Annotated in this window: 18 protein-coding genes and 1 tRNA gene; 7 read left to right on the plus strand and 12 right to left on the minus strand. The window is 67.2% G+C overall.

What is annotated here, in order from left to right:
• Nucleotides 1-20: 20 nt before the first annotated feature.
• The 7 genes from LG306_RS01935 to trmB form a co-directional block, all read right to left on the minus strand.
• On the minus strand, nucleotides 21-458 hold the full coding sequence (locus tag LG306_RS01935) for a DUF2141 domain-containing protein (protein ID WP_404417698.1): 438 nt from the start codon (nucleotides 456-458) through the stop codon (nucleotides 21-23).
• Nucleotides 459-701: 243 nt separating this feature from the next.
• Nucleotides 702-3,722: a translation initiation factor IF-2 gene (gene infB / locus LG306_RS01940; protein ID WP_404417701.1), complete on the minus strand. Its 3,021-nt coding sequence runs from the start codon at nucleotides 3,720-3,722 to the stop codon at nucleotides 702-704.
• A 108-nt stretch (nucleotides 3,723-3,830) separates the two neighbouring features.
• A complete protein-coding gene (locus LG306_RS01945) occupies nucleotides 3,831-4,490 on the minus strand; it encodes an RNA-binding protein (protein WP_404417704.1) in 660 nt (219 codons plus the stop codon).
• Nucleotides 4,491-4,508: 18 nt separating this feature from the next.
• The gene (gene nusA / locus LG306_RS01950; protein WP_404417707.1) at nucleotides 4,509-6,242 is read right to left on the minus strand and encodes a transcription termination factor NusA; all 1,734 of its coding nucleotides are present in this window, start codon (nucleotides 6,240-6,242) and stop codon (nucleotides 4,509-4,511) included.
• Nucleotides 6,242-6,841 (minus strand): ribosome maturation factor RimP, encoded by a 600-nt coding sequence (gene rimP / locus LG306_RS01955; RefSeq protein ID WP_404417710.1) that lies wholly within the window; start codon nucleotides 6,839-6,841, stop codon nucleotides 6,242-6,244. The genes nusA and rimP overlap by 1 nt, the downstream gene beginning before the upstream one ends.
• Nucleotides 6,842-6,980: 139 nt before the next feature.
• Nucleotides 6,981-8,915: a methyl-accepting chemotaxis protein gene (locus LG306_RS01960; RefSeq protein ID WP_404417713.1), complete on the minus strand. Its 1,935-nt coding sequence runs from the start codon at nucleotides 8,913-8,915 to the stop codon at nucleotides 6,981-6,983.
• Nucleotides 8,916-9,131: 216 nt separating this feature from the next.
• Nucleotides 9,132-9,845: a tRNA (guanosine(46)-N7)-methyltransferase TrmB gene (trmB, locus tag LG306_RS01965; RefSeq protein ID WP_404417716.1), complete on the minus strand. Its 714-nt coding sequence runs from the start codon at nucleotides 9,843-9,845 to the stop codon at nucleotides 9,132-9,134.
• 149 nt (nucleotides 9,846-9,994) lie between these two features.
• Between trmB and LG306_RS01970 the strand changes: the two genes are divergently transcribed.
• The 4 genes from LG306_RS01970 to arfB all read left to right on the plus strand — a co-directional run bounded on the left by LG306_RS01970 (nucleotide 9,995) and on the right by arfB (nucleotide 13,756).
• The gene (locus LG306_RS01970; RefSeq protein ID WP_404417719.1) at nucleotides 9,995-11,473 is read left to right on the plus strand and encodes an amidohydrolase; all 1,479 of its coding nucleotides are present in this window, start codon (nucleotides 9,995-9,997) and stop codon (nucleotides 11,471-11,473) included.
• Nucleotides 11,473-12,813 carry an amidohydrolase family protein gene (locus tag LG306_RS01975; RefSeq protein WP_404417722.1) on the plus strand — a complete coding sequence of 447 codons (1,341 nt, stop codon included), beginning with the start codon at nucleotides 11,473-11,475 and terminating at the stop codon, nucleotides 12,811-12,813. The genes LG306_RS01970 and LG306_RS01975 overlap by 1 nt, the downstream gene beginning before the upstream one ends.
• Nucleotides 12,814-12,896: 83 nt before the next feature.
• A complete protein-coding gene (locus LG306_RS01980) occupies nucleotides 12,897-13,355 on the plus strand; it encodes a YaiI/YqxD family protein (protein WP_404417725.1) in 459 nt (152 codons plus the stop codon).
• Nucleotides 13,352-13,756, plus strand: coding sequence for an alternative ribosome rescue aminoacyl-tRNA hydrolase ArfB (gene arfB / locus LG306_RS01985; protein ID WP_404417728.1), 405 nt, complete (start codon nucleotides 13,352-13,354; stop codon nucleotides 13,754-13,756). The genes LG306_RS01980 and arfB overlap by 4 nt, the downstream gene beginning before the upstream one ends.
• A gap of 3 nt (nucleotides 13,757-13,759) precedes the next feature.
• Here the strand turns inward: arfB and LG306_RS01990 are convergent, their stop codons facing one another.
• Genes LG306_RS01990 through LG306_RS02005 form a run of 4 tightly spaced genes read right to left on the minus strand, consistent with a single transcriptional unit; the run spans nucleotide 13,760 to nucleotide 17,357 of the window.
• The gene (locus tag LG306_RS01990; RefSeq protein ID WP_404417731.1) at nucleotides 13,760-14,233 is read right to left on the minus strand and encodes a hypothetical protein; all 474 of its coding nucleotides are present in this window, start codon (nucleotides 14,231-14,233) and stop codon (nucleotides 13,760-13,762) included.
• 14 nt (nucleotides 14,234-14,247) lie between these two features.
• Nucleotides 14,248-15,828 carry a 2-polyprenylphenol 6-hydroxylase gene (gene ubiB, locus LG306_RS01995; RefSeq protein ID WP_404417734.1) on the minus strand — a complete coding sequence of 527 codons (1,581 nt, stop codon included), beginning with the start codon at nucleotides 15,826-15,828 and terminating at the stop codon, nucleotides 14,248-14,250.
• Nucleotides 15,816-16,604, minus strand: coding sequence for a class I SAM-dependent methyltransferase (locus LG306_RS02000; protein ID WP_404417737.1), 789 nt, complete (start codon nucleotides 16,602-16,604; stop codon nucleotides 15,816-15,818). The genes ubiB and LG306_RS02000 overlap by 13 nt, the downstream gene beginning before the upstream one ends.
• Nucleotides 16,605-16,655: 51 nt before the next feature.
• Nucleotides 16,656-17,357: a Crp/Fnr family transcriptional regulator gene (locus LG306_RS02005; protein WP_404417740.1), complete on the minus strand. Its 702-nt coding sequence runs from the start codon at nucleotides 17,355-17,357 to the stop codon at nucleotides 16,656-16,658.
• 156 nt (nucleotides 17,358-17,513) lie between these two features.
• Between LG306_RS02005 and LG306_RS02010 the strand changes: the two genes are divergently transcribed.
• The 3 genes from LG306_RS02010 to LG306_RS02020 all read left to right on the plus strand — a co-directional run bounded on the left by LG306_RS02010 (nucleotide 17,514) and on the right by LG306_RS02020 (nucleotide 19,031).
• A complete protein-coding gene (locus LG306_RS02010) occupies nucleotides 17,514-17,819 on the plus strand; it encodes a 4a-hydroxytetrahydrobiopterin dehydratase (protein ID WP_404417743.1) in 306 nt (101 codons plus the stop codon).
• Nucleotides 17,816-18,613: an SDR family oxidoreductase gene (locus LG306_RS02015; protein ID WP_404417745.1), complete on the plus strand. Its 798-nt coding sequence runs from the start codon at nucleotides 17,816-17,818 to the stop codon at nucleotides 18,611-18,613. Before LG306_RS02010 ends, LG306_RS02015 begins: the two co-directional genes overlap by 4 nt.
• Before the next feature lie 341 nt (nucleotides 18,614-18,954).
• Nucleotides 18,955-19,031 (plus strand) — tRNA-Arg (locus tag LG306_RS02020).
• Between the two features lie 89 nt (nucleotides 19,032-19,120).
• Here the strand turns inward: LG306_RS02020 and LG306_RS02025 are convergent.
• Nucleotides 19,121-20,380 carry a triacylglycerol lipase gene (locus tag LG306_RS02025; protein WP_293826259.1) on the minus strand — a complete coding sequence of 420 codons (1,260 nt, stop codon included), beginning with the start codon at nucleotides 20,378-20,380 and terminating at the stop codon, nucleotides 19,121-19,123.
• Between the last annotated feature and the right edge of the window lie 16 nt (nucleotides 20,381-20,396).

Consider the following 20,396-nt stretch of genomic DNA (forward strand, 5'->3'; position numbering starts at 1 on the left):
CGGGCTCCGGCTTTCGTCGCTTACTTAAGGTCGATCGACTGGGTCGTCGCGCCGGCGGCCGCGAACTTGGCGCGCTCCCAAGACGCCGGCCCCATGTTGCCGACGGCATTGTTGGAAAAGGCGAAGGGCTCGACCGGCATGCCGAAGGGGTTGGTGTTCATCTTGCCGTCGCCGTTCAAATCGTGGAAGGCGCGGACGGCATAGTCGCCGTCGGGCAGGCCGTCGAAGGTGATGCTGGTCTGGCCGGCGGCCACATCCAGCATGGCGACCTGGGCCGGCTGACCCTCACCGCCATAGTTGGCCTCGCTGTTGAACACGGCGACCATGATCTGGCCTTGGGGCGCGGCGCTCGGGAAGGCGATGGTCAGGTCGGCGGCGAAGGCCGGCGCGGTCGGCGCCGAAACGGTGAGGGCGGCGGCGAGAGCGAGGACGGGAGCGATGGCGGCGACGGTCTTCATGACGGCGTGTCCTGTGTCAGTGAGAGGACCGACGACCGGCCCTCGATGACCGGACCGTGCCGTCGTCCCCTGCCCTTCGCCACCGCGCCTGCGGCGATGCACGGTCGCCGTTCGCGAATGAACAGGCATGGGCGTTGGCGAAGCGCGAACGCACACCGCCGAACGCTTCGTGTCCGGCCTGCAAAAGAAAAGGCCCGGAACCTGAGTTCCGGGCCTTGGTCTCTTCGTGCTCGCGACGAGGAACTAGTCCAGCGTGCGCTTGATCTCTTCGACCGTGAAGCACTCGATGTAGTCGCCTTCCTTGATGTCCTGGAAGCCCTGGAACTGCATGCCGCACTCCTGGCCCGAAGGCACCTCGTTGACTTCGTCCTTGAAGCGCTTGAGCGTGTTGAGCACGCCCAGTTCCAGCACCACCACGTCGTCGCGGATGATGCGGACGCGCGCGCCCTTGCGAACCACGCCTTCGGTGACGCGGCAGCCGGCGATCTTGCCGATCTTGGAGATGTCGAAGACCTGAAGCACCTGGGCGTTGCCCAAGAAGGTTTCACGTTGCAGCGGCGCCAGCATGCCGGAAAGCACGCCCTTCATGTCGTCCAGCAGGTCGTAGATGATCGAGTAATAGCGGATCTCGACCCCTTCGCGCTCGGCCAGGTCGCGAGCCTGTTTCGAGGCGCGGACGTTGAAGCCGAGGATCGGCGCGCCGGCCGACTTGGCCAGGTTGACGTCGCTCTCGGTGATGCCGCCGGCGCCGGAATAGACGATCCGGGCGCGGACCTCGTCATTGCCCATCTTCTCCAGCGAGGCGGAGATGGCTTCGCCCGAGCCCTGCACGTCGGCCTTGATGACCACCGGCAGTTCGCTGATCTTCTTGGAGCCCAGCTTGGCCATCATGTCGACCAGCGAAACCGAGCCGCCCGAGACCTGGGCCTTCTCGCGCTTCACCCGCTGACGGTATTCGGTCAGCTCGCGAGCGCGGGCCTCGGAATCCACCACGGCGAAAACATCGCCGGGCGACGGCGCCTCGTCCAGACCCAGGATCTCGACCGGGACCGACGGACCGGCTTCGGTCAGCTGCTCGTTGCGTTCGTTCAGCAGGGCGCGAACCTTGCCCCACGAACCGCCGGCGACGACGATGTCGCCGCGCTTCAGCGTGCCGCGCTTGACCAGGACGGTGCCGACCGGCCCGCGCCCCTTGTCCAGCTTGGCCTCGATGACCACGCCTTCGGCCGAGCGATCAGCATTGGCGCGCAGGTCCATGACCTCGGCCTGGATCAGGATCGCTTCCAGCAGGCCGTCGAGGTTCATCCGCTCCTTGGCCGAGACCTCGATGATCTGGGTCTCGCCGCCCAGACTTTCGGCGATGACTTCGTACTGCAGCAGCTCGTTTACGACCTTCTGCGACGTCGCGCCGGGCTTATCCATCTTGTTGACCGCCACGATCAGGGGCGCGTTGGCCGCCTTGGCGTGTTGGATGGCTTCGATGGTCTGAGGCATGACGCCGTCGTCGGCGGCGACGACCAGGACCACGATGTCGGTCACATTGGCGCCCCGCGCTCGCATGGCCGAGAAGGCGGCGTGGCCTGGGGTGTCCAGGAAGGTGACCTTCTGGTCGTCCGGCAGGCGAACCTGATAGGCGCCGATGTGCTGGGTGATGCCGCCGGCTTCGCCGCCTGCGACGTCGGTCGTGCGCAGGGCGTCGAGCAGCGAGGTCTTGCCGTGGTCGACGTGGCCCATGATGGCCACGACCGGCGCGCGGGTGTCGGAGGCGTCGGCGTCGTCAGCCTCGCCCAGGAAGCCGGTTTCGATGTCGGATTCCGAGACGCGCTTGACGGCCATGCCGAACTCTTCGGCCACCAGTTCGGCGGTGTCAGAATCGATCACGTCGTTGATCTTCATCATAAGGCCCTGCTTCATCAGGAACTTGATGATGTCGACGCCGCGCACGGCCATCCGGTTGGACAGCTCCTGCACGGTGATGACGTCGGGAATGACGACTTCGCGCGGACGGTTGGGCGCATCGGTCGAGCCGCCCTTGCGCTTTTCCTTCTCGCGTTCGCGGGCACGGCGGACCGAGGCCAGCGAGCGCATCCGCTCGGCGGCGTCGCCGTCGCCGACCACGGACTGGATGGTCATGCGGCCTTCGCGGCGCTTGGGCTCACCGCGCGTGCGGCTGACCGCCTTGCCGGCGTCGGAGAAACGCTTCTCGCGATCGTCGTCACGACCGGCCGGGCGACCGAAGCCGGCGCCGGGCGCACGGGCCGGACGCAGAACGTTGGCCTCGGCCGGAGGGGCGTTCGGGGCGGCGCGACCGCCGGGGCCGGAGCGCGGACCGCCGGGACGCGCGGCGCCGGGCGCCGGACGCGGATTCAGGGCCGAATAGCGGACGGGCTCGGCGGGCTTGGCGCCTTGCGGACGCTGGCCGCCAGGGCCCGAACGGGCGCCCTGCGGACGATCGCCTTGCGGGCGATCGCTCTGCGGACGGTCCGAATAGGCGCGATCGCCGCCGCCCATCGCCTGCTCGCGGGCCGAACGCCCGCCGAAGGCCGGACGCTCGGGCGCAGCGCGCTGGGGATTGCCAGGCTTGGGCACGCGCTGGCCGAAGTTGACCACCGGACGGGCCGGAGCGGCCGGACGGGCGGGAGCGGGTGTCGGAGCCGGCGCGGCGGGAGCGGGGGTCGGCACAGCGGCGACCGGCGCGGCCGGCTTGGGTGCGGGCTTGGCCGGGGCGGCGGGCGCAGCCGCCGTCAGCTTGGCGGCTTCGGCGCGTGCGGCTTCTGCGGCGGCCTTGGCGGCGGCGGCTTCGTCACGGGCCGCCTGGGCGGCGCGCTCTGTGGCCGCGGCTTGCTCGCGGGCGGCGGCGTCTGCAGCGGCCTTGGCGGCGGCTTCAGCTGCGGCCTTGGCGGCGTTTGCCTGGGTGGCCAGTGCGATGGCGCGGCGGCGCGCTTCCTGCTCCTCGGCCGACAGGGCGCCGCCGGCGGGTTGCGACGGACGCGGACCTTGCGGACGCGGCGCCTGAGCGGCCTGTTGAGGACGCGCGACATCGAAGCCCTGCGGACGTTGCGGCCCGCCGGCGCCGGCGCGGCGCTTGGTCTCGACCACCACCGTCTTGGATCGGCCATGGCTGAAGCTCTGCTTCACGGTGCCGGTCGGCACCGATCCCACAACGCGCGGCTTCAGGCTCAGCGGAGCGCGCGGCCCCGTCTGGGACGGCGTGCCGCCCGTGTTGCCCTGGCCTTGGTTGGTCTTGTCGTTTTCGTCGCTCATCCGGTCGCTTTACTCGGGGCGGAAAGGCCCGCCGTCCTCATCTAATACCCATGAACGACCGTGAGCCCGTCTCCGCCCTTGGAGACAGGCCCTCGGCCGCTAAAATCCTCAGCTCGCCCCTGTCGGGGGTGCTCCCGCCGATCCGTCCTCGACACTGGAAACGTCCCAGTGAGGGGGGCGAAGCGGCCGAAATCCAGCCAGTCGTTCGACCTCGAGGGTCCACCGATCGGCGCGTCCGCCCGCAAGCAGGACGGCGTGTATCGCATTTTCCAGCCCAAGGGCCAAACTCAAATCGTCCGCCGTGAACGCGCCGCAGATCTTGGCGGTCTGATGACGGGCCAGGGCGAGGATCTTTCCGCGCCCGTCGGCCGAGCCATCGGCGGCTTCCAGCACCCAGGCGGCCTTGCCCCCGCGCAGGCTCCCCGCGGTTTTTTCGAAGCCGGATATAAGAACGCCTTCGCGCCGGGCAAGACCCAGCTGGTCAAGACAGCGCCTTGCCAGCAGCCGTTCGACGACATCGGCCAGGTCGGCCGGGGCGGTCAATTTGGTCTTGGCCGCGCGGGTGAAGCCGTTCTTCTTGACCGCCGCCTCGACCGAGGCGCGGCTGGCTTCGACCCACAGGCCGCGTCCGGGCAGTTTCCTGCCCAGGTCGGGGACCACCTGGCCATCGGGCCCGGCGACGAAACGGATCAGGCGAGATTCGTCCATGACCTCGTGAGAGACGAGGTCCCGGCGTTCTCTATCGATCGTTGCGTCGCGCAAGCTCATATGTGGCCAGGTCTCCCATCACGCGTTCGACGGTTCGGCGTCGGACTCGTCGCCGTCGGCCGTGTCGTCTTCGGCAGGCGCGTCGCCGAACACCTGGTCCGGATCGTATTCGCCCTCGGCGTAGTCGCCCTCGTCTTCATATTCTTCCGGCTCGGGCTGCGGCAGTTCCGAAGCGTCGATCCAGCCGGCGGCAACGCGGGCCTGCAGGATCAGCAGCTCGGCGTCTTCCTGCGCCAGGTTGAAGCTTTCCAGCACGCCGGGGACCTTCACCCGCTCGCCGTTCTTGACCTCATAGCCGCCGCGGATTTCGTCGGTGGCCAGGTCGGCCAGATCCTCGACCGTCTTCACGCCGCCTTCGCCCAGGGCTACGGCGATCGGAAGGGTGACGCCCGGCACCTGAAGCACGCCATCCTCGACGCCCAGTTCGACGCGCTTGGCGTCCAGCTCGGCGGCCTTCTTGTCCAGATATTCGCGGGCGCGGGCCTGAAGCTCTTCAGCGGTCTCTTCGTCGAAGCCTTCGATCTCGGAGACTTCATACGGATCGACATAGGCCAGGTCTTCGATCGTGGCGAAGCCTTCGGTGACCAGCAGCTGGGCGATGACCTCGTCGACGTCCAGGGCTTCCTGGAACAGGCCGGTGCGCTCGGCGAACTCGCGCTGACGACGCTCGGAGTCCTGACTTTCGGTGATGATGTCGATCTGCCAGCCGGTCAGCTGGCTGGCCAGGCGGACGTTCTGGCCGCGACGGCCGATGGCCAGCGACAGCTGCTCGTCCGGCACGACCACTTCCACGCGGCCGGCTTCTTCGTCCAGCACCACCTTGGAGACTTCGGCGGGCGCCAGAGCGTTGACGATGAAGGTCGGCTCGTCCGGATTCCACTGGATGATGTCGATCTTCTCGCCCTGCAGTTCGGCGACAACCGCCTGAACGCGCGAGCCGCGCATGCCGACGCAGGCGCCGACGGGGTCGATGGAGCTGTCGTTCGACAGGACGGCCATCTTGGCGCGCGAACCCGAGTCACGGGCAGCGGCGCGGATCTCGATCACGCCGTCATAGACTTCAGGCACTTCCTGGGCGAACAGCTTGGCCATAAAGCCGGGGTGAGCGCGCGACAGCATGACCTGCGGGCCTTTGGCCTCGGGGCGGACGTCGTAGATGTAGGTGCGGATCCGGTCGCCGATATTGAAAACTTCGCGCGGGATGGACTGGTCGCGGCGCATGACGCCTTCGCCCCGGCCCAGGTCGACGATGGTGTTGCCGTATTCGACGCGCTTGACCGTGCCGTTGACGATCTCGCCGACGCGATCCTTGAACTCTTCGTACTGGTTGGCGCGCTCGGCCTCGCGGACCTTTCCGGTCACGACCTGGCGGGCCATCTGGGTCTGCACCCGACCGAACTCGAACGGCGGCAGGTTCTCGACGTATTCCTTGCCGACCACCGCCTCCGGATCGCGCTTGGAGGCGTCCTTCAGGCGCACCATGGCGCTGTCGTTGAACTCTTCCAGCTCGTCTTCCGGCATCCAGTCATCCTCGACGATGGTGACGTGACGGGTCAGCGACAGCTCGCCGGTCTTGTGGTCGATCTTGGCGCGGATGTCGTGGTGTGCGCCGTAGCGCGACTTGGCGCCCTTCTGGATCGCTTCTTCGATCGCCTCGATAACGATCTCGCGCTCGATGTTCTTCTCGCGGGCGACGGCGTCGGCGATCTGCAGCAGTTCGAGGCGGTTGGCGGAAATACCGGTGACGGCCATCAGGCGTTGTCCTCAGAAGGGGTCGTGGTGTCGGTTGTCGGGTCGGAGGCTTCCCCTTCGGGAAGGCCGTCGTCTTCGGGTTCGCCGCGTGCGGCGCGAATGGCGGCGCCCCGTTTCATCAGGGCGTCGGTCAGGACCAGCTTGGCGTCGGCCAACCAGTCGAAGGGGATCAGGGCGGTGTCGTCCTCGCCGTCCAGGTCGATCAGGACGTTGCCGTCCTCATAGCCGGCCAGCACGCCCTTGAACCGCTTGCGGCCCTCGATCATCCGGTCGGTTTCCAGACGCGCCTCCTCGCCCTCAAACAGGTCGAAATCGACGGGACGGGTCAGGGGCCGGTCGATGCCGGGTGAAGACACCTCCAGCATATATTCGCCGGGGATGGGGTCGGCGGCGTCGAACACCTCCGACACCGCGCGGCTCAGCTTGGCGCATTGTTCGACCGAGATGTCGTGGTCGGAGGGCCGCTCGGCCATGATCTGGAGGCGCTGGCGCTTGGAGCCGGTCATCAGGCGCACGCGCACGACATCCAGACCCAACGACTCCGCGATGGGGTCGATCAGGTCCAGCAGCTGGCGATCCTGGGCGGTTCTTGCGCGCAAGCGACGACGATCCAAAACAAAAGCGGCGGTCCGTCCGGGCCGCCGCTTGGAACGACGCCGTTGGACGCCGGTCTAACGATGTGAGCGCCCATATAGGCGCTTCACCTTCGCTTGTCAGCCCCTTTCGAGGCGGTCGCCGTCAGAACTCCTCCCAACCGTCTTCGACGGCTGCGGCTTGAGGCTTGGGTGCGGCGCCGCCTCGGCCGATGACCTTCAGGGCGGCAGCCATGTGGCTCGACGGCTTGGCGACCGGCGCAGGGGTGCGAACTGGCGCGGGCGCAGCGGCGCGCGACGGCGAAGACCCGACGCGGAACTGGGCGACCGAGGCCTGCAGGCTTTCCGCCTCCTGGGCCAGCGAGTGGCTGGCGGCGGTCGACTGCTCGACCATGGCGGCGTTCTGCTGGGTGACCTGGTCCATCTGGTTCACCGCCGTGTTGACCTCGGCCAGACCGACGGCCTGTTCCTGGGCCGAGGCGGCGATTTCGGTGACCAGACTGTCGATCTCGGCCACGCGATCGACGATCCTTTGCAGGGCCTCGCCGGTCTCACCGACCAGTTTCACGCCTGCGCCGACCTGGCCGGTCGAGGCCGAGATCAGGGTCTTGATCTCCTTGGCGGCTTCGGCCGAACGCTGGGCCAGGGCGCGAACTTCGGAGGCGACCACCGCAAACCCGCGACCGGCCTCGCCGGCGCGCGCGGCCTCGACCCCGGCGTTCAGGGCCAGCAGGTTGGTCTGGAAGGCGATCTCGTCGATCACACCGATGATCTGATTGATCTGGGTGGACGAGCTTTCGATGGCGGTCATGGCCTGGACGGCGTCGCGAACGATCACGCCGCTCTTCTCGGCGTCGCCGCGCGCGGCCTGGACGACGTCCGAGGCTTGGCGGGCGCCCGAGGCGGTCTTGTTCACCGTGGCGGTGATTTCATCCAGCGCGGCGGCGGTTTCCTCCAGCGAGGCGGCCTGCTGTTCGGTGCGGCGCGACAGGTCGTCGGCGGCCTGCGAAATCTCGCCGGCGCCCGAGCGGATGCCCGAGACATTGGAGATGACCACAGAGACCGCCTGCTGCAGCTGGGAGATGGCGGCGTTGAAATCGGTCTTCAGCTGAGCCGATTTAGCATTGAACTCAATGTCGATGCGGTGGGTCAGGTCGCCGTTCGACATGGCCGACAGACCCTTCGCCAGCGCGCCGAGGGCGACGCGATCTTCTTCGGCGATCCGCGCCTTTTCCGCCTCGTTCGCCGCACGCTCCTGTTCCGTCATGGACCGCTGGGCCAAAGCCTCTCGTTCCAGACGGTCGTTGGCGATCGCCGCCTCCTTGAATGCCAGAACCGATCCAGCCATTGCGCCGATCTCATCCTTCCAGCCCACCGCCGGCACATCGATCGATGTATCGCCGCCCGCCAGGCGTCGCATGGCCAGTGACATCTGATCCAGCGGTCGCGACACCATCCGGATCACAACGAAGGCCGCAACCAAGGCGACGAGCAGGGCGACGATCGCGATTGCGGCCATCAAGACTTCAGCGGTTTGCATTTCCGACCTGGCCGCAGCGCCGGCGTTCTTCGCCTCCGTCGTCTGGAGCACCACCAGATCCGATATGCTTTCAGTGACAGGATCGATGGCCGGATAGAGATCCGTCACGACGAACGCCGTCAGGGCGGACTGATCGCCAGCGGCCAATATTGTTTCCAGACGCTGCGTCGCCGCCGTCGCCGCGGGCAGCTTCTGTTCCGCCGCAGCGACCAGTTCGGTTTCGCGGGGCGTCAGCCTGGTCGCCTTGTAGGCGTTCCAGTTCTTGCCGATCGCGGCCTTCGCCTGCTGCAGATGGTCGGTGGCCTGTTCGAAGCTCAGAGCCCCCGCCCGCGCCTTGTGCGCCGTATCGACGATGTTGACGGCGTACATGTCGCTGACGATCTTCAGCTGCTCGAGCGGAACGACGCGATCGTTGATGATCGTCTGGATCTTTTGATCCGCCGACACCAAGGCCACAACGCCGCATATGATGGCGGCCGCCGTTGTGGCGACGAGTGCAGCGACGCTCCAGCACAGACGCGCCTTGATGCTAGTCAACACGGATACCCTCTTTGCTGCCGAGGTCAGTGGAAGATGAGGGCGTGGCCGACGCCACGCGCGACAAAATCACGCGGTTGGGTATCCACGATACATTATTAAAAAATCTTTGTATCGGTCGGTCGAGAAAGCGATTTTCTTCCTTTTATTCATAGGCTTGAATGATCGCTAAAAGACATACCCACAGTACGTGAGATACACAATCGGCGCTATTCATAGTTAGCGGCGTAAGAATTCTAGAAACACGGGCGTCGTGTCGCCCAGCTTCTTTTCTTCGTAGCGGGTTACGACGTGGTCGGCGGGCGCGACGAACCAGTCCTGGTCGGCTGGGCCGATCCGCTCCAGACCCGGCGTGCGGTTCAGCCGTTCCAGCGCCCATTCGGCGTAGTCCAGCCAGTCGGTGACGAAGCGCAGGGTCCCGCCAGGCTTCAGAATGCGCGCGAAGGCCTGGGCCGTCTCGTCCTGCAGCAGGCGGCGCTTGTTGTGGCGTGCCTTGTGCCAGGGGTCGGGGAACAGGATCAGCACCCGGTCGACCGAGGCGTCCGGCAGGGCGTCGACCAGGTCGCGGGCGTCGTCGGCATGGATGCGGACGTTCTTCAGTCCGCCCTCTTCGATATGGCGCAGGGCCGAGGCGACGCCGTTCAGGAAGGGTTCGCAGCCGATCACCAGCGCGTCCGGCCGTGTCGCCGCCTGGGCGGCCATGTGCTCGCCGCCGCCGAAACCGATCTCCAGCCAGACCTCGGTCGCCTCGGGCATCATCGTCTTGGGGTCCAGCGGCCCGGCCTTGGGATCGGGCACGGCGATCTCGGGCAGCAGGGTCTCCATCAGCGCCGCCTGGCGGGGCTTGATGGGGCGGGCCTTGATGCGGCCGAACGATCGCAGCGGGCGGTCGAGATGCGGGTTTTCGTCCTCGGGACGGTCATCGGCGTTCATGCGTCTGCCGTTAGCCGTCGCCGGCCAAAGCGTCCAGAACTAGCGTCCAGAAGACGAACGCCGAAACCTTTTGACGGTCGCGGCCGAACGCCCTTCTATGCCGGTCACAAGCGGCGTCGGGGCTGACGCATCGCGGGAGAGGGATTTCGATGATCGGACATCATCTGCGGGGCGTCAGCCTCGCGGCCATTACATGCGCCATGCTCGGCCTGTCGGCCTGCGCCACCACCGGCCAGACGCCTGATGATACGGCCGCGAAACCGTCGAAGGAGCGGACATTGGCCGCCGGTCTGGATCCCGCGACGACGCTGGATCCCTATCCCTCAACCTATCAGCCCCTGCCGCGCGAGAACTTCGCCGTGGTCGGCGCCACCGTCCTGACCGGCACGGATCGCAAGATCGAGAACGGCGTGGTCGTGGTCACAGACGGCAAGATCGCCGCCGTCGGCGACGCCTCGACCCCCGTCCCTGCCGGCTATCGCGTCGTCGAGGCGCGCGGCCGCTATGTCACCCCCGGCGTCATCGACGTGCACAGCCATCTGGGCGTCTATCCGTCGCCCGGCGTCAGCGGCATGAGCGACGGCAACGAGGCGACCAGCCCGAACACCGCCCAGGTCTGGGCCGAACATTCGCTGTGGCCCCAGGACCCCGGTTTCAACACCGCCCGCGCCGGCGGCGTGACCACGCTTCACATCCTGCCCGGCTCGGCCAATCTGTTCGGCGGACGCGGCGTGACGATCCGCAACGTGCCCTCGATCACCATGCAGGGCCTGAAGTTCCCGGCCGCCCCCTATACGGTCAAGATGGCCTGCGGCGAGAACCCGTCGCGCGTCTACGGCGGGCGTAACCAGAGCCCGGCGACGGGCATGGGCAATATGGCCGGCTATCGCGCCGCCTTCATCGCCGCGCGCGACTACAAGGCCAAATGGGACAAGTGGCGCGAGGACGGCGAAGGCGCCGCCCCGACCCGCAACCTTCAGAACGAAACCCTGATGGGCGTTCTGGACGGCTCGATCCTGATACAGAACCACTGTTACCGCGCCGACGAGATGGCGCTGATGATGGATATGGCCAAGGAGTTCGGCTACCGCATCACGACCTTCCACCACGCGACCGAGGCCTACAAGCTGGCGCCGCAACTGGCCGCCAACGGCATCTGCGCGGCCATGTGGACCGGCTGGTGGGGCTTCAAGATGGAGGCCCTGGACGCCATCGAGGAGAACGCCGCCCTGGTCGACGCCCAACAAGGATCGTGCGCCGTCATCCACTCCGACGACGCCGAACTGACCCAGCGGTTGAACCAGGAAGCCGCCGCCGCCCTGTCGGCCGGTCGCCGCGCCGGGCTGAACATTTCCGAAGAACACGCCATCGGCTGGATCACCTCCAACGCCGCCAAGGCCATCGGCATCGCCGACCAGACCGGGTCGCTGGAGCCCGGCAAGCGCGCCGACGTGGTGATCTGGAGCGCCGATCCCTTCTCGATCTACGCCCGCGCAGACCAGGTCTTCATCGACGGCGCCCTGACCTTCGACCGGACCAACCCCGCCTATCAGCCGACCAGCGATTTCGAGCTGGGCCAGCCCGGCTACGGCCTGACCGCCGCCAACGTCACGGAAGGAGCCCGCTGATGCGTCTGTCCCACATCCTCGCGGGCGCCGCCGCGGCCCTGTCGCTCGCCGCCCCTGCTCTTGCGCAGGAAACCGTCGCCATCGTCGGTGGGCGCATCCTGACCGGCGACTCCGTCATCGAGAACGGCACGGTCGTTATCCGCGACGGCAAGATCGTCTCGATGGGCTCGGGCGGCGCGCCGTCCGGCGCCCGCGTCATCGACGCAGCGGGCAAGACCGTCGCCCCAGGCTTCGTCGCCGTGGATTCCGGCTTGGCCGGGACCGAGGTCGGCGCCGTCAGCGGCACCAACGAGCTGCGCAATGCGTCCAACACCCTCAGCGCCGCCTTCGACATCTCCTACGGCCTGGACCCCTGGTCCTTCACCCTGCCGGTGGCGCGCCTGGGCGGCATAACCCGCGCCGTGGTCGTGCCCCAGCACCCCGGCTCGTCCGGCGGCCATGTGCATGAGGACGAGACGGCCGGCGCCGGCGACGGCGGCTATCAGACGCCGGGCCTGTTCGCAGGCCAGGCGGCCGTCATCGACCTGGGTCAGGACGCCAACATCCTGGTCAAGCCGCGCGTGGCCATGGTCGCCCCATTCGGCGAGGCCGGGGCCGACATCGCCGGCGGCGCGCGCGGCGCCCAGTTCGTCCTGTTCAAGGAGACCCTGGCCGAGGTCCGTCTCTACGCCCGCAACAAGTCGGCCTATGAGCGGGCGGGCCTGCGCGACCTCAGCCTGTCGCGCGCCGACCTGGAGGCCCTGATCCCGGTCGCCAACGGCTCCATGCCCCTGATCGTCACCGTCCACCGGGCGTCCGACATCCAGCAGGTGCTGCGTCTGGCGCGCGAGGAAGGGATCAAGCTGATCCTGGACGGCGCCGAGGAGGGCTGGCTGGTCGCCGGCGACATCGCGGCGGCCGGCGTGCCCGTCCTGCTGAACCCCATCTCCAACCTGCCCGCCGATTTCGAGATGCGGGCGGCGCGGATGGAGAATGCGGCGGCCCTGAATGCGGCGGGTGTCTTGATCGCCATCAAGGGCAACGAGGGCTCGACCCACCGCGCCCGCGAGGCCCGCTACAACGCGGGCAACGCCGTCTCGCACGGCCTGCCCTATGGCGCCGCCATCGCCGCCCTGACGGTCAATCCGGCGAAGATCTTCGGCATGGCCGGGCAGTTCGGCCAGATCGCACCGGGCGCAGCGGGTGACGTCGTGGTCTGGTCCGGCGATCCGCTGGAGCCGCTCAGCCAGCCGTCGGCCGTTTTCGTCAATGGCGTCGAACAGCCCCTGACCAGCCGCCCGCTGATGCTGCGCGACCGCTATCGCCAGCAGACGCCGATGCCGCCGGCCTATCGCAACTAAGGACCGCTTTGGTCTGAACGGAAAGGGCGGGGCCGCACGGTCCCGCCCTTTTTCATTGGCCGCGTCCGCGCTAGGTCAGGCCCATGCCCACCGTGCTCTACATCGACGCCGACGCCTGCCCCGTGAAGGAAGAAGTGTATCGCGTCGCCCGCCGCTATGGGCTGAAGACCTATGTCGTCTCCAACACCTGGATGCAGGGTCCGCGCGAGGCGCTGATCGAACAGGTGGTGGTGGACGCCGGCCCCGACATCGCCGACGACTGGATCGCTGAGCGGGCGGGCGTAGGCGACGTGGTCATCACCGCCGATATCCCCCTAGCGGACCGCTGTCTGAAGTCGGGCGCACAGGCGCTGAAGTCGAACGGCCAGCCCTTCACCCCCGACTCCATCGGCTCGGCCCTGGCCGGACGGATGGTGGGCGAGCATCTGCGGTCGATGGGCGTGGCCACATCCGGCCCGCCGCCGTTCTCGGCCGCCGACCGTTCGCGTTTCTTGCAGGCGTTGGACCAGGCCGTGGTCAAGGCGCGCAAGGCGGCGACATGACCACCGTCATCCCCGAGGACGAGCTGGAGTTTCACTTCTACCGCGCGGGCGGTCCGGGCGGGCAGAACGTCAACAAAGTCTCGACCGCCGTTCAGATGCGGTTCGACGTGAAGAACTCGCCGTCGCTGACCGATCCGGTCAAGACGCGGCTGATGAAGCTGGCTGGCAGCCGGCTGACGCTGGAAGGCGTGATCCTGATCACCGCCGTCCGGCACCGCACCCAGGAGCGCAATCGCGCCGACGCCATCGAACGGCTTCAGGCCATGGTGGACGAGGCCTCGATCCGCCCCGTCTATCGCGTGCCGACACGCCCGACCAAGGCGTCAAGGGAACGCCGCCTCAAGGCCAAGACGACCCGCGCCTCGATCAAGTCGGGGCGCGGCAAGCCTTCGCTGGATTGACGGTCAGCGCTCGGCCGGGCGGAACAGCAGGGCGGCGATCTTGTCCTCGGCGTCGAAGCCGATCAGCCATTCGGTGACCTGATTGTCGAAGGTGACCTTGAACATCTGGGCCTCGCCTTCCTGCTTGACGTATTCGACCGTCTTGACGGCGCCGAAGCCCTTGATCAACGGGACCACCTGGGCCTCCTGCTGACGGATCTGGGTTCCGAGACCCGTCGTGAAATCCGAATAGTCGAATCCGGTCCCCTGGGCGCCGGCGATCACGGCGCGCAAGGCCTCTTCCGAACGCGCGATGTCGGGAGCCTGGGCGGCGGACGCCGTTGCGGGCGCAGCGGCGGGTCGAGCTTGAGGCGCTGCGGTTTGAGCCGGGCGGTCGAAGGCGTTCGGCACGGCGCCGGCGGCGGCCTGAGCCAAGGCGGGCACGGGCGCCAGCAGCACGGCGGCGGCGATAGCGGTCTTTATCAGGGTCGGCTTCATAGCGAAGGCTCCGGTCAGGTCAGATAGGGCCATAGCGAAAGGCCCAGGGCCGCCAGGGCCGCGATGACCGCGACCGTGACTGAAGCCGCCACCCAAGCCGGAGTTCCCGACTTTTCGATGACCACCGCCGCCGGGCGCGGCGGCTCCTGAACCAGGCGCGAGATGGCGCGGGCCGCGGCGATCATTTCGTTGATCGCATCGCGCGCCTGGGCCTGCGGTCCCAGTTCGCGGCGGATCCAGCGTTCGACCACCGGCTGGGCGGCCTTCCACAGATCGTGATCGGGTTGCAGTCGGCGCGCCACCCCCTCGACCGAGACCATGGTCTTTTGCAGCAGGATCAGTTCCGGCCGCAGCCGCATGTCGAACAGGGCGGTGATCTCGAACAACTGGCCCAGGAGCCGGCCCATCGACACCTGGCTGGCGGCGCGGCCGATCACCGGTTCGCCGACCGCGCGGAGCGCCTGGGCGAAGGTTTCGACCGAGTGGTGCGGCGGGACGTAGCCGGCCTCGAAATGCACGCGCGAAATCCGGTCGTAGTCGCGGCTGATGAATCCCCACAGAATCTCGGCCAGATAGCGCCGCTCCGCCGGTCCCAGCCGCCCGACGATGCCGAAGTCGATGGCGGTCAGATGCGCAGGCGCGCTGGCGAACAGATTGCCCTCGTGCAGGTCGGCGTGGAACACCCCGTGGTCCAACGCCTGAACCAGGAAGGCACGCACGACATTGTCGGCCAGCTGATCCGTGTCGATGCCCGGCAGGTCCGTAAGCGCCGGATCGGTCATGGGCACGCCTTGCGCCCACTCCAGCGTCAGCACGCGCTTGCCGACGCCGTCCCAGATCACGGCCGGGGCGGACATGTATCCGTCCTTGGCCAGCACCTCTGCCATCTCGCTGGCGGCGGCGGCCTCCAGCCGCATGTCCAGCTCCAGATCCAGGGAGTTGGCGATGGTTTCGACGAAGGCGGACGGCTCCAACCGCCGCGCCATCGGCACGAGCCGCCAGACCAGCCGCGCGGCCAGACGCATCGAGTCCAGGCCATCGGCGACCCGCCGCTCGACCCCCGGCCGCAGCACCTTGACCGCGACGGCCCGCCCATCGGCAAGGGTCGCGCGGTGCGCCTGGGCCAGGGAGGCGGCGGCGACCGGCGGGCTGAGGTCGATGAACAGGCTTTCGGCCGGACGACCCAGCGATTTCTCGATCTCGCGACGCGCCTCTTCCAGAGAGAACGGCGGCAAGGCGTCCTTCAACCGGCCGAGATCGCGCGCGAATTCCAGCCCGAAGATATCGGCGCGCGTGGCCAGGACCTGACCCAGTTTGATCGCCACGGGGCCCAGATGTTCGAACGCCTTGCCCAGCCTCTGGCCCGGCCGCCCCTGACGCCCGGCCCGACCTGAGAACAGTTGCACGAACCGCGCGAACGGCCTCGTCCAGGCCGGCAGCAGATGGGTCACCTCGCGCGGGATCAGGGCGTCATGACGCGCCAAAACCCACAGCCAGCCCAGCAGGCGCAGGAAGGACGCAACCGGGTTCTGGACCGCGACCGTCGCGGGCGGCGGCGGGGCCGTGCGATAGATCCGGCTGGTCAGATCGCCCACCCATGATGGATGGCGGCGATCCCGCCCGACAGATTGGTGACGGACACGCGTCGGAAGCCGGCGTCCTCGATCATGCCCTTGAACATATCCTGATCGGGGAAGCGGCGGATGCTCTCGACCAGATACTGATAGCTGTCGCGATCCTTGGCGACCCAACCGCCGATGCGCGGAATGGCGTGGAAGGACCAGGCGTCATAGACCTTGCGGATCGGCGTGGTGGTGGGGCGCGAAAACTCCAGGCACAAGAATCGGCCGCCCGGCTTCAGCACCCGGCGCGCCTCGGCCAGGGCCTTGTCGATATGGGCTACGTTGCGAATGCCGAAACTGATCGAATAGGCGTCGACCGAAGCGTCCGGCAGCGGCAGGTTCATGGCGTCGCCGACGCTCCACTGCATCTCCGGTTCGCCGCCCTTTTGGACGCCCGCCAGGATCATCTCGGCGTTGTAGTCCAGCACGATGACATTGGCGTCCTCGCCGCCGCGCCGCTCCTGGGCTGCGCGCGCCATCTTGGAATAGCGCCGCGCCATGTCGCCGGTGCCGCCCGCGACGTCGAGAATGGTCTCGCCAGGCCGGGGGTTCAGCTTGGCGGCGGCGATGTCCTTCCAGATGCGGTGGACGCCCACGCTCATCAGGTCGTTCATCACATCGTAGTTGGAGGCGACGGAATCGAAGACCCCGCGCACCATCTTCACCTTCTCGCGCGCATCCACGTCGCGAAAGCCGAAGGAAGAACGATCACCCGACGAATGCGGGCCGTGGGGGGAGGCGTCGGTCATAGTCGTCGTCTAGCGCGTCGCAGCGCCCCCGTCATCCGATGAGACACTCGATCAGGCCGCTTCGGGCTGCGGCAATTTCAAATCCTTCATCACGTCGCGCATCAGGCCGTAACAGCCGCACGACGCCGCCTCCAGGCCGTCGCGATCCAGCACCTTTACCCAGCCGCGCCCACGCTGGATCAGCGACTTGCGCTCCAGCACCGTGCCGACCTCGGACACCGTGGCGCGACGCACGCCTAGCATGCCGGCGATGTCGGCCTGGGTCAGATCGATCCGGTCATCCTCGGCCCGGTCGTGGAGCATCAACAGCCAGCGGGCCAACCGTTCGTCCAGCCGATGCTGGGCGTTGCACGCCGCCGCCTGCTGCACCTGCGCCATCAAGCCCTCGGTGAAGCGCGACAGGGCCGAGCGCAGCGTCTCGCTTTTTTCCAAGGCCTCGCCGAACATGTCGGCCGAGCAGTGGGCCGCAACGCCGTCGCGCTGCGAAATGGCCCGACTGGCGGCGCGGGCGTTGAATGGTCCGCAGGTGACCCCGATCAGGCCTTCGCGCCCGATGGCGGCGGTCTCCACCATCTTGTCATCGGGCAGGATGGTCATCAGCGACACCACGCCCTTGATCGGAAACCAGACCTGATCGACCGCTTCGCCGGCGTCATAGAGCATCTGGCCGCGGCTGATTTCGCGCTCTTTCAGGTGAGGTTCGATCCGCTTGCGGTCGGCCGCGTCCAGAGCGGCGATCCAGAGATTTTCCATCCTAACCCCGCTGACGAAAGGCGACGCCGAAGACCGGCACGCGCTGGTCAATCAATGCCTAAGCTTGGCCATAGGTTCCCGAGAGGTTGGCCCCGTGCCGACACACCTTGCCGCCATCCATCCGGCGCCCTACGCCAAAGGAAAAGAGGAAACGCGATGACCGACACTCGGCTTGACGTAGCGGAAACGCTGAAGGGTTTGCCCACCTGGCGTGCGTATGACGGCGATCGCCCGGCCATCACGCGGACGCTGAAGTTCGCGGATTTCAACGCCGCCTTCGGCTTCATGACCCGCGTCGCCCTGATGGCCGACAAGATGGACCACCATCCCGAATGGGCGAATGTCTATGACCGTGTCGAAATCCTGCTCACCACCCACGACGCCGATGGCGTGACGGACAAGGACGTGACCCTGGCCCGCTTCATTGACGGCGCCGCCGCCAGCATGGGGGTGAAGTCGTGAGCGGCTCCGCGCGTCCCGGCCGCGTCGCCGGCAAGACAGCCCTGATCACTGGCGCAGCCGGCGGCCTGGGCGAGGCCATGGCCTTCATGCTGGCCCGCGAAGGCGCCCGCGTCGCCGTCACCGACATCGACGCCGCTCGCGCTCAGGCCTTGGCGAGCCGGATCAATGTGGAAATCCCGGACGCCGCCTTCGCCTATGCCCACGACGTGGCCAGCGAGGCCGAATGGGAAGGCGTGATCGCCGCCGCCGTCGCCGATCTCGGCGGTCTGTCGGTGCTGGTCAACAACGCCGGCGTCGGCGGCCCGCTGGCCTTCGCCGAACAGGACACGATCGAGAACTGGCAGCGTCAGTACGAGATCAATCTGCGCTCGATCATGCTGGGCGCCAAACACGCCATGCCGCATCTGCGCGCGTCGGCTCCGGCCTCGATCATCAACATCTCCTCGATCGCAGGGCTCGCGGCCGCCCCTGGTATGGGCGCCTATAACGCCACCAAGGCGGCGGTCTGGATGTACACCAAGACCCTGGCGCTGGAGGCCGCCAAGGCCGAATGGAACGTGCGCTGCAACTCGGTCCATCCCGTCTTCATAAAGACGCCGATCCTGGATCCCTTCATCGCCATGGCCGGCGGAGATGAGGACAAGGCGCACGAGCGCCTCGCGCGTGGCATTCCCTTGAAGCGGATCGGCGAACCCGACGACGTCGCCTACTGCGTCCTCTATCTGGCGTCAGACGAATCCAAGTTCGTCACGGGGTCCGAGTTCAAGATCGACGGGGGCATGACGGCGCAGTAGGGCGCGAGCACCCTACCGCTTTCTTGTTGGACCTATAGCGCTTCGCGCTGCTTGAGGCCTCTGGCCTTCCTTGTCGGTGATTGATGGCGGCCATCCGGTCGTCATCCGCGCATTCGGGATTGAGGCCGCTTGCGCCATGCTGTAAGCGGCCTGTTCCGGCGTCGCGCCGGCCGACGCACCCGTAGCTCAGCTGGATAGAGTGCTGCCCTCCGAAGGCTGAAGTCAAGGGCTGCTGGTTTGTGAGAGACGTAGAAAAGGAGTTTGTTTACAAAGGTTTGCGGGAGTTACCGTTGAGGCTTCCACCCTACAGGTTTTCCGCGTAAGCACTGCGTAAGCAACAGGCACCCATAGCTCAGCTGGATAGAGCGCTACCCTCCGAAGGTAGAGGTCTCAGGTTCGAATCCTGATGGGTGCGCCATTTCTTCTTTCGCTAGCCCTTGGATGGCCCAGAAAAAAAGAACCGCCCCGCATCGCGGGACGGTCCAAGTCGCGCGGAGCCCGACGGGTTCAGGTCGCCGCGAGCCAGGAGGCGACCTGCGAGATCGCGGTGGGCTCCCAACCCAGTTCCAGGTGGTTGACGGCGATCGTCGCACTGCCGCCGTGGGTGGTGACGCCGACGATGTCGCGGCAGCTCTGGATGAAGACGACCCCGTCCGATGGGCCGGTATGCTCGTTGTGCAGCAGGGTGATGTCGTTCTGGTTTCCGCACAGATTGTGGACCCTGACCCCGGACGGCGACGGCGCGTTGCGGATCACATTGACCAGCGAGCGGCTCAGATAGGCGTCGATCCCCGGCCCGCTGCTGTAATAGCCCTGCCCACCGTGGAAGGTGGTGTACCAGTCCTGCTCGTAGGTCGGCAGGGAGTAGGTCGCGTCCCATCGCTTCAGCAGCTGGGCCGAGCCGGGAAAATAGGGCGAGGAATAGGTCCACTCCGCCCCCTCGCGATTGATGCCGTAGCAGACCAGATGGTCGTGCGGCGTCGGGCCGTTGATGACCCCACCGCACTCCGGATAGACCACCAGGCTGAAGGTCCATCCGTGCCGGAACGACAGGTCGATGCCGTTGTTGGCCGAGCCCAGAAGCACCAGCCGACGCACGTCGCCGCGATAGGCGGTGCCCCAGCTCTTGCGGACGTTGGAGACGTACATCCGGGCGTTCGACGCGGCCTTGGACCAGGCGACGACATCGACCTGGGTGGCTCCGGTGCGGCTTTTGACGATGGCGACGGCGTCCGCGATCTGCTCCGACCAGAAATAGCCGTCGCCGTTCTTGTGCGGCAGGTTGACGGCGAAGACCTTGTACCCAGCCCCCGACAGCGACTGCATCATGCCGGTGGACGGACAGGAGGATCGACCGCAGCCATAGGAGCCCGCCTCGTTCGGATCGGCCCAGGCGATGTCGGCGTCCTGATTGGCCCCGTGGACCAGCAAGACCGGGACAGGTCGGGTCCCGATGTTCCAACCCGGCGCATAGTACATCAGGAATTTCGACGAATGGGGCGAAGCGTCGGCGAAGAAGGTCGCGCGCTGGCCGGTCTGATCGCCCCGTCCGTCGGGCGGAAAGGCCTCCTGGGTGAAGGCCGTGCTGGTGTCGCGCCAGCGTTCCACCCGCACCCAGCCGTTCTGAATACCGCTCGAGTAGGTCGCCTCCAGCGTGGTCGGCCCGGCCTCGGCCGGGGCGTGCATCAGCCCGATCATCCCCCAACCCATCGCCAGGGCGGCGAGCCATCGCCGCGCCCTCGTTTTCCGTCCGCGTGCCTCGATCATGCGCATCATACCCTCC

Origin of the sequence: Brevundimonas vesicularis (genome assembly GCF_044807075.1) — a bacterium.
Lineage (GTDB): Bacteria > Pseudomonadota > Alphaproteobacteria > Caulobacterales > Caulobacteraceae > Brevundimonas > Brevundimonas vesicularis_G.

Coding starts and splice junctions, on each gene's coding strand:
- LG306_RS01990 (WP_404417731.1), bottom strand. CDS start 14,233: ATGAAGCCGACCCTGATAAAGACCGCTATCGCCGCCGCCGTGCTGCTG.
- LG306_RS01935 (WP_404417698.1), bottom strand. CDS start 458: ATGAAGACCGTCGCCGCCATCGCTCCCGTCCTCGCTCTCGCCGCCGCC.
- LG306_RS01945 (WP_404417704.1), bottom strand. CDS start 4,490: ATGAGCTTGCGCGACGCAACGATCGATAGAGAACGCCGGGACCTCGTC.
- infB (WP_404417701.1), bottom strand. CDS start 3,722: ATGAGCGACGAAAACGACAAGACCAACCAAGGCCAGGGCAACACGGGC.
- arfB (WP_404417728.1), top strand. CDS start 13,352: ATGACCACCGTCATCCCCGAGGACGAGCTGGAGTTTCACTTCTACCGC.
- LG306_RS02005 (WP_404417740.1), bottom strand. CDS start 17,357: ATGGAAAATCTCTGGATCGCCGCTCTGGACGCGGCCGACCGCAAGCGG.
- LG306_RS02025 (WP_293826259.1), bottom strand. CDS start 20,380: ATGATCGAGGCACGCGGACGGAAAACGAGGGCGCGGCGATGGCTCGCC.
- LG306_RS01970 (WP_404417719.1), top strand. CDS start 9,995: ATGATCGGACATCATCTGCGGGGCGTCAGCCTCGCGGCCATTACATGC.
- nusA (WP_404417707.1), bottom strand. CDS start 6,242: ATGGCCGTCACCGGTATTTCCGCCAACCGCCTCGAACTGCTGCAGATC.
- trmB (WP_404417716.1), bottom strand. CDS start 9,845: ATGAACGCCGATGACCGTCCCGAGGACGAAAACCCGCATCTCGACCGC.
- LG306_RS02000 (WP_404417737.1), bottom strand. CDS start 16,604: ATGACCGACGCCTCCCCCCACGGCCCGCATTCGTCGGGTGATCGTTCT.
- LG306_RS02010 (WP_404417743.1), top strand. CDS start 17,514: ATGACCGACACTCGGCTTGACGTAGCGGAAACGCTGAAGGGTTTGCCC.
- LG306_RS01980 (WP_404417725.1), top strand. CDS start 12,897: ATGCCCACCGTGCTCTACATCGACGCCGACGCCTGCCCCGTGAAGGAA.
- LG306_RS01975 (WP_404417722.1), top strand. CDS start 11,473: ATGCGTCTGTCCCACATCCTCGCGGGCGCCGCCGCGGCCCTGTCGCTC.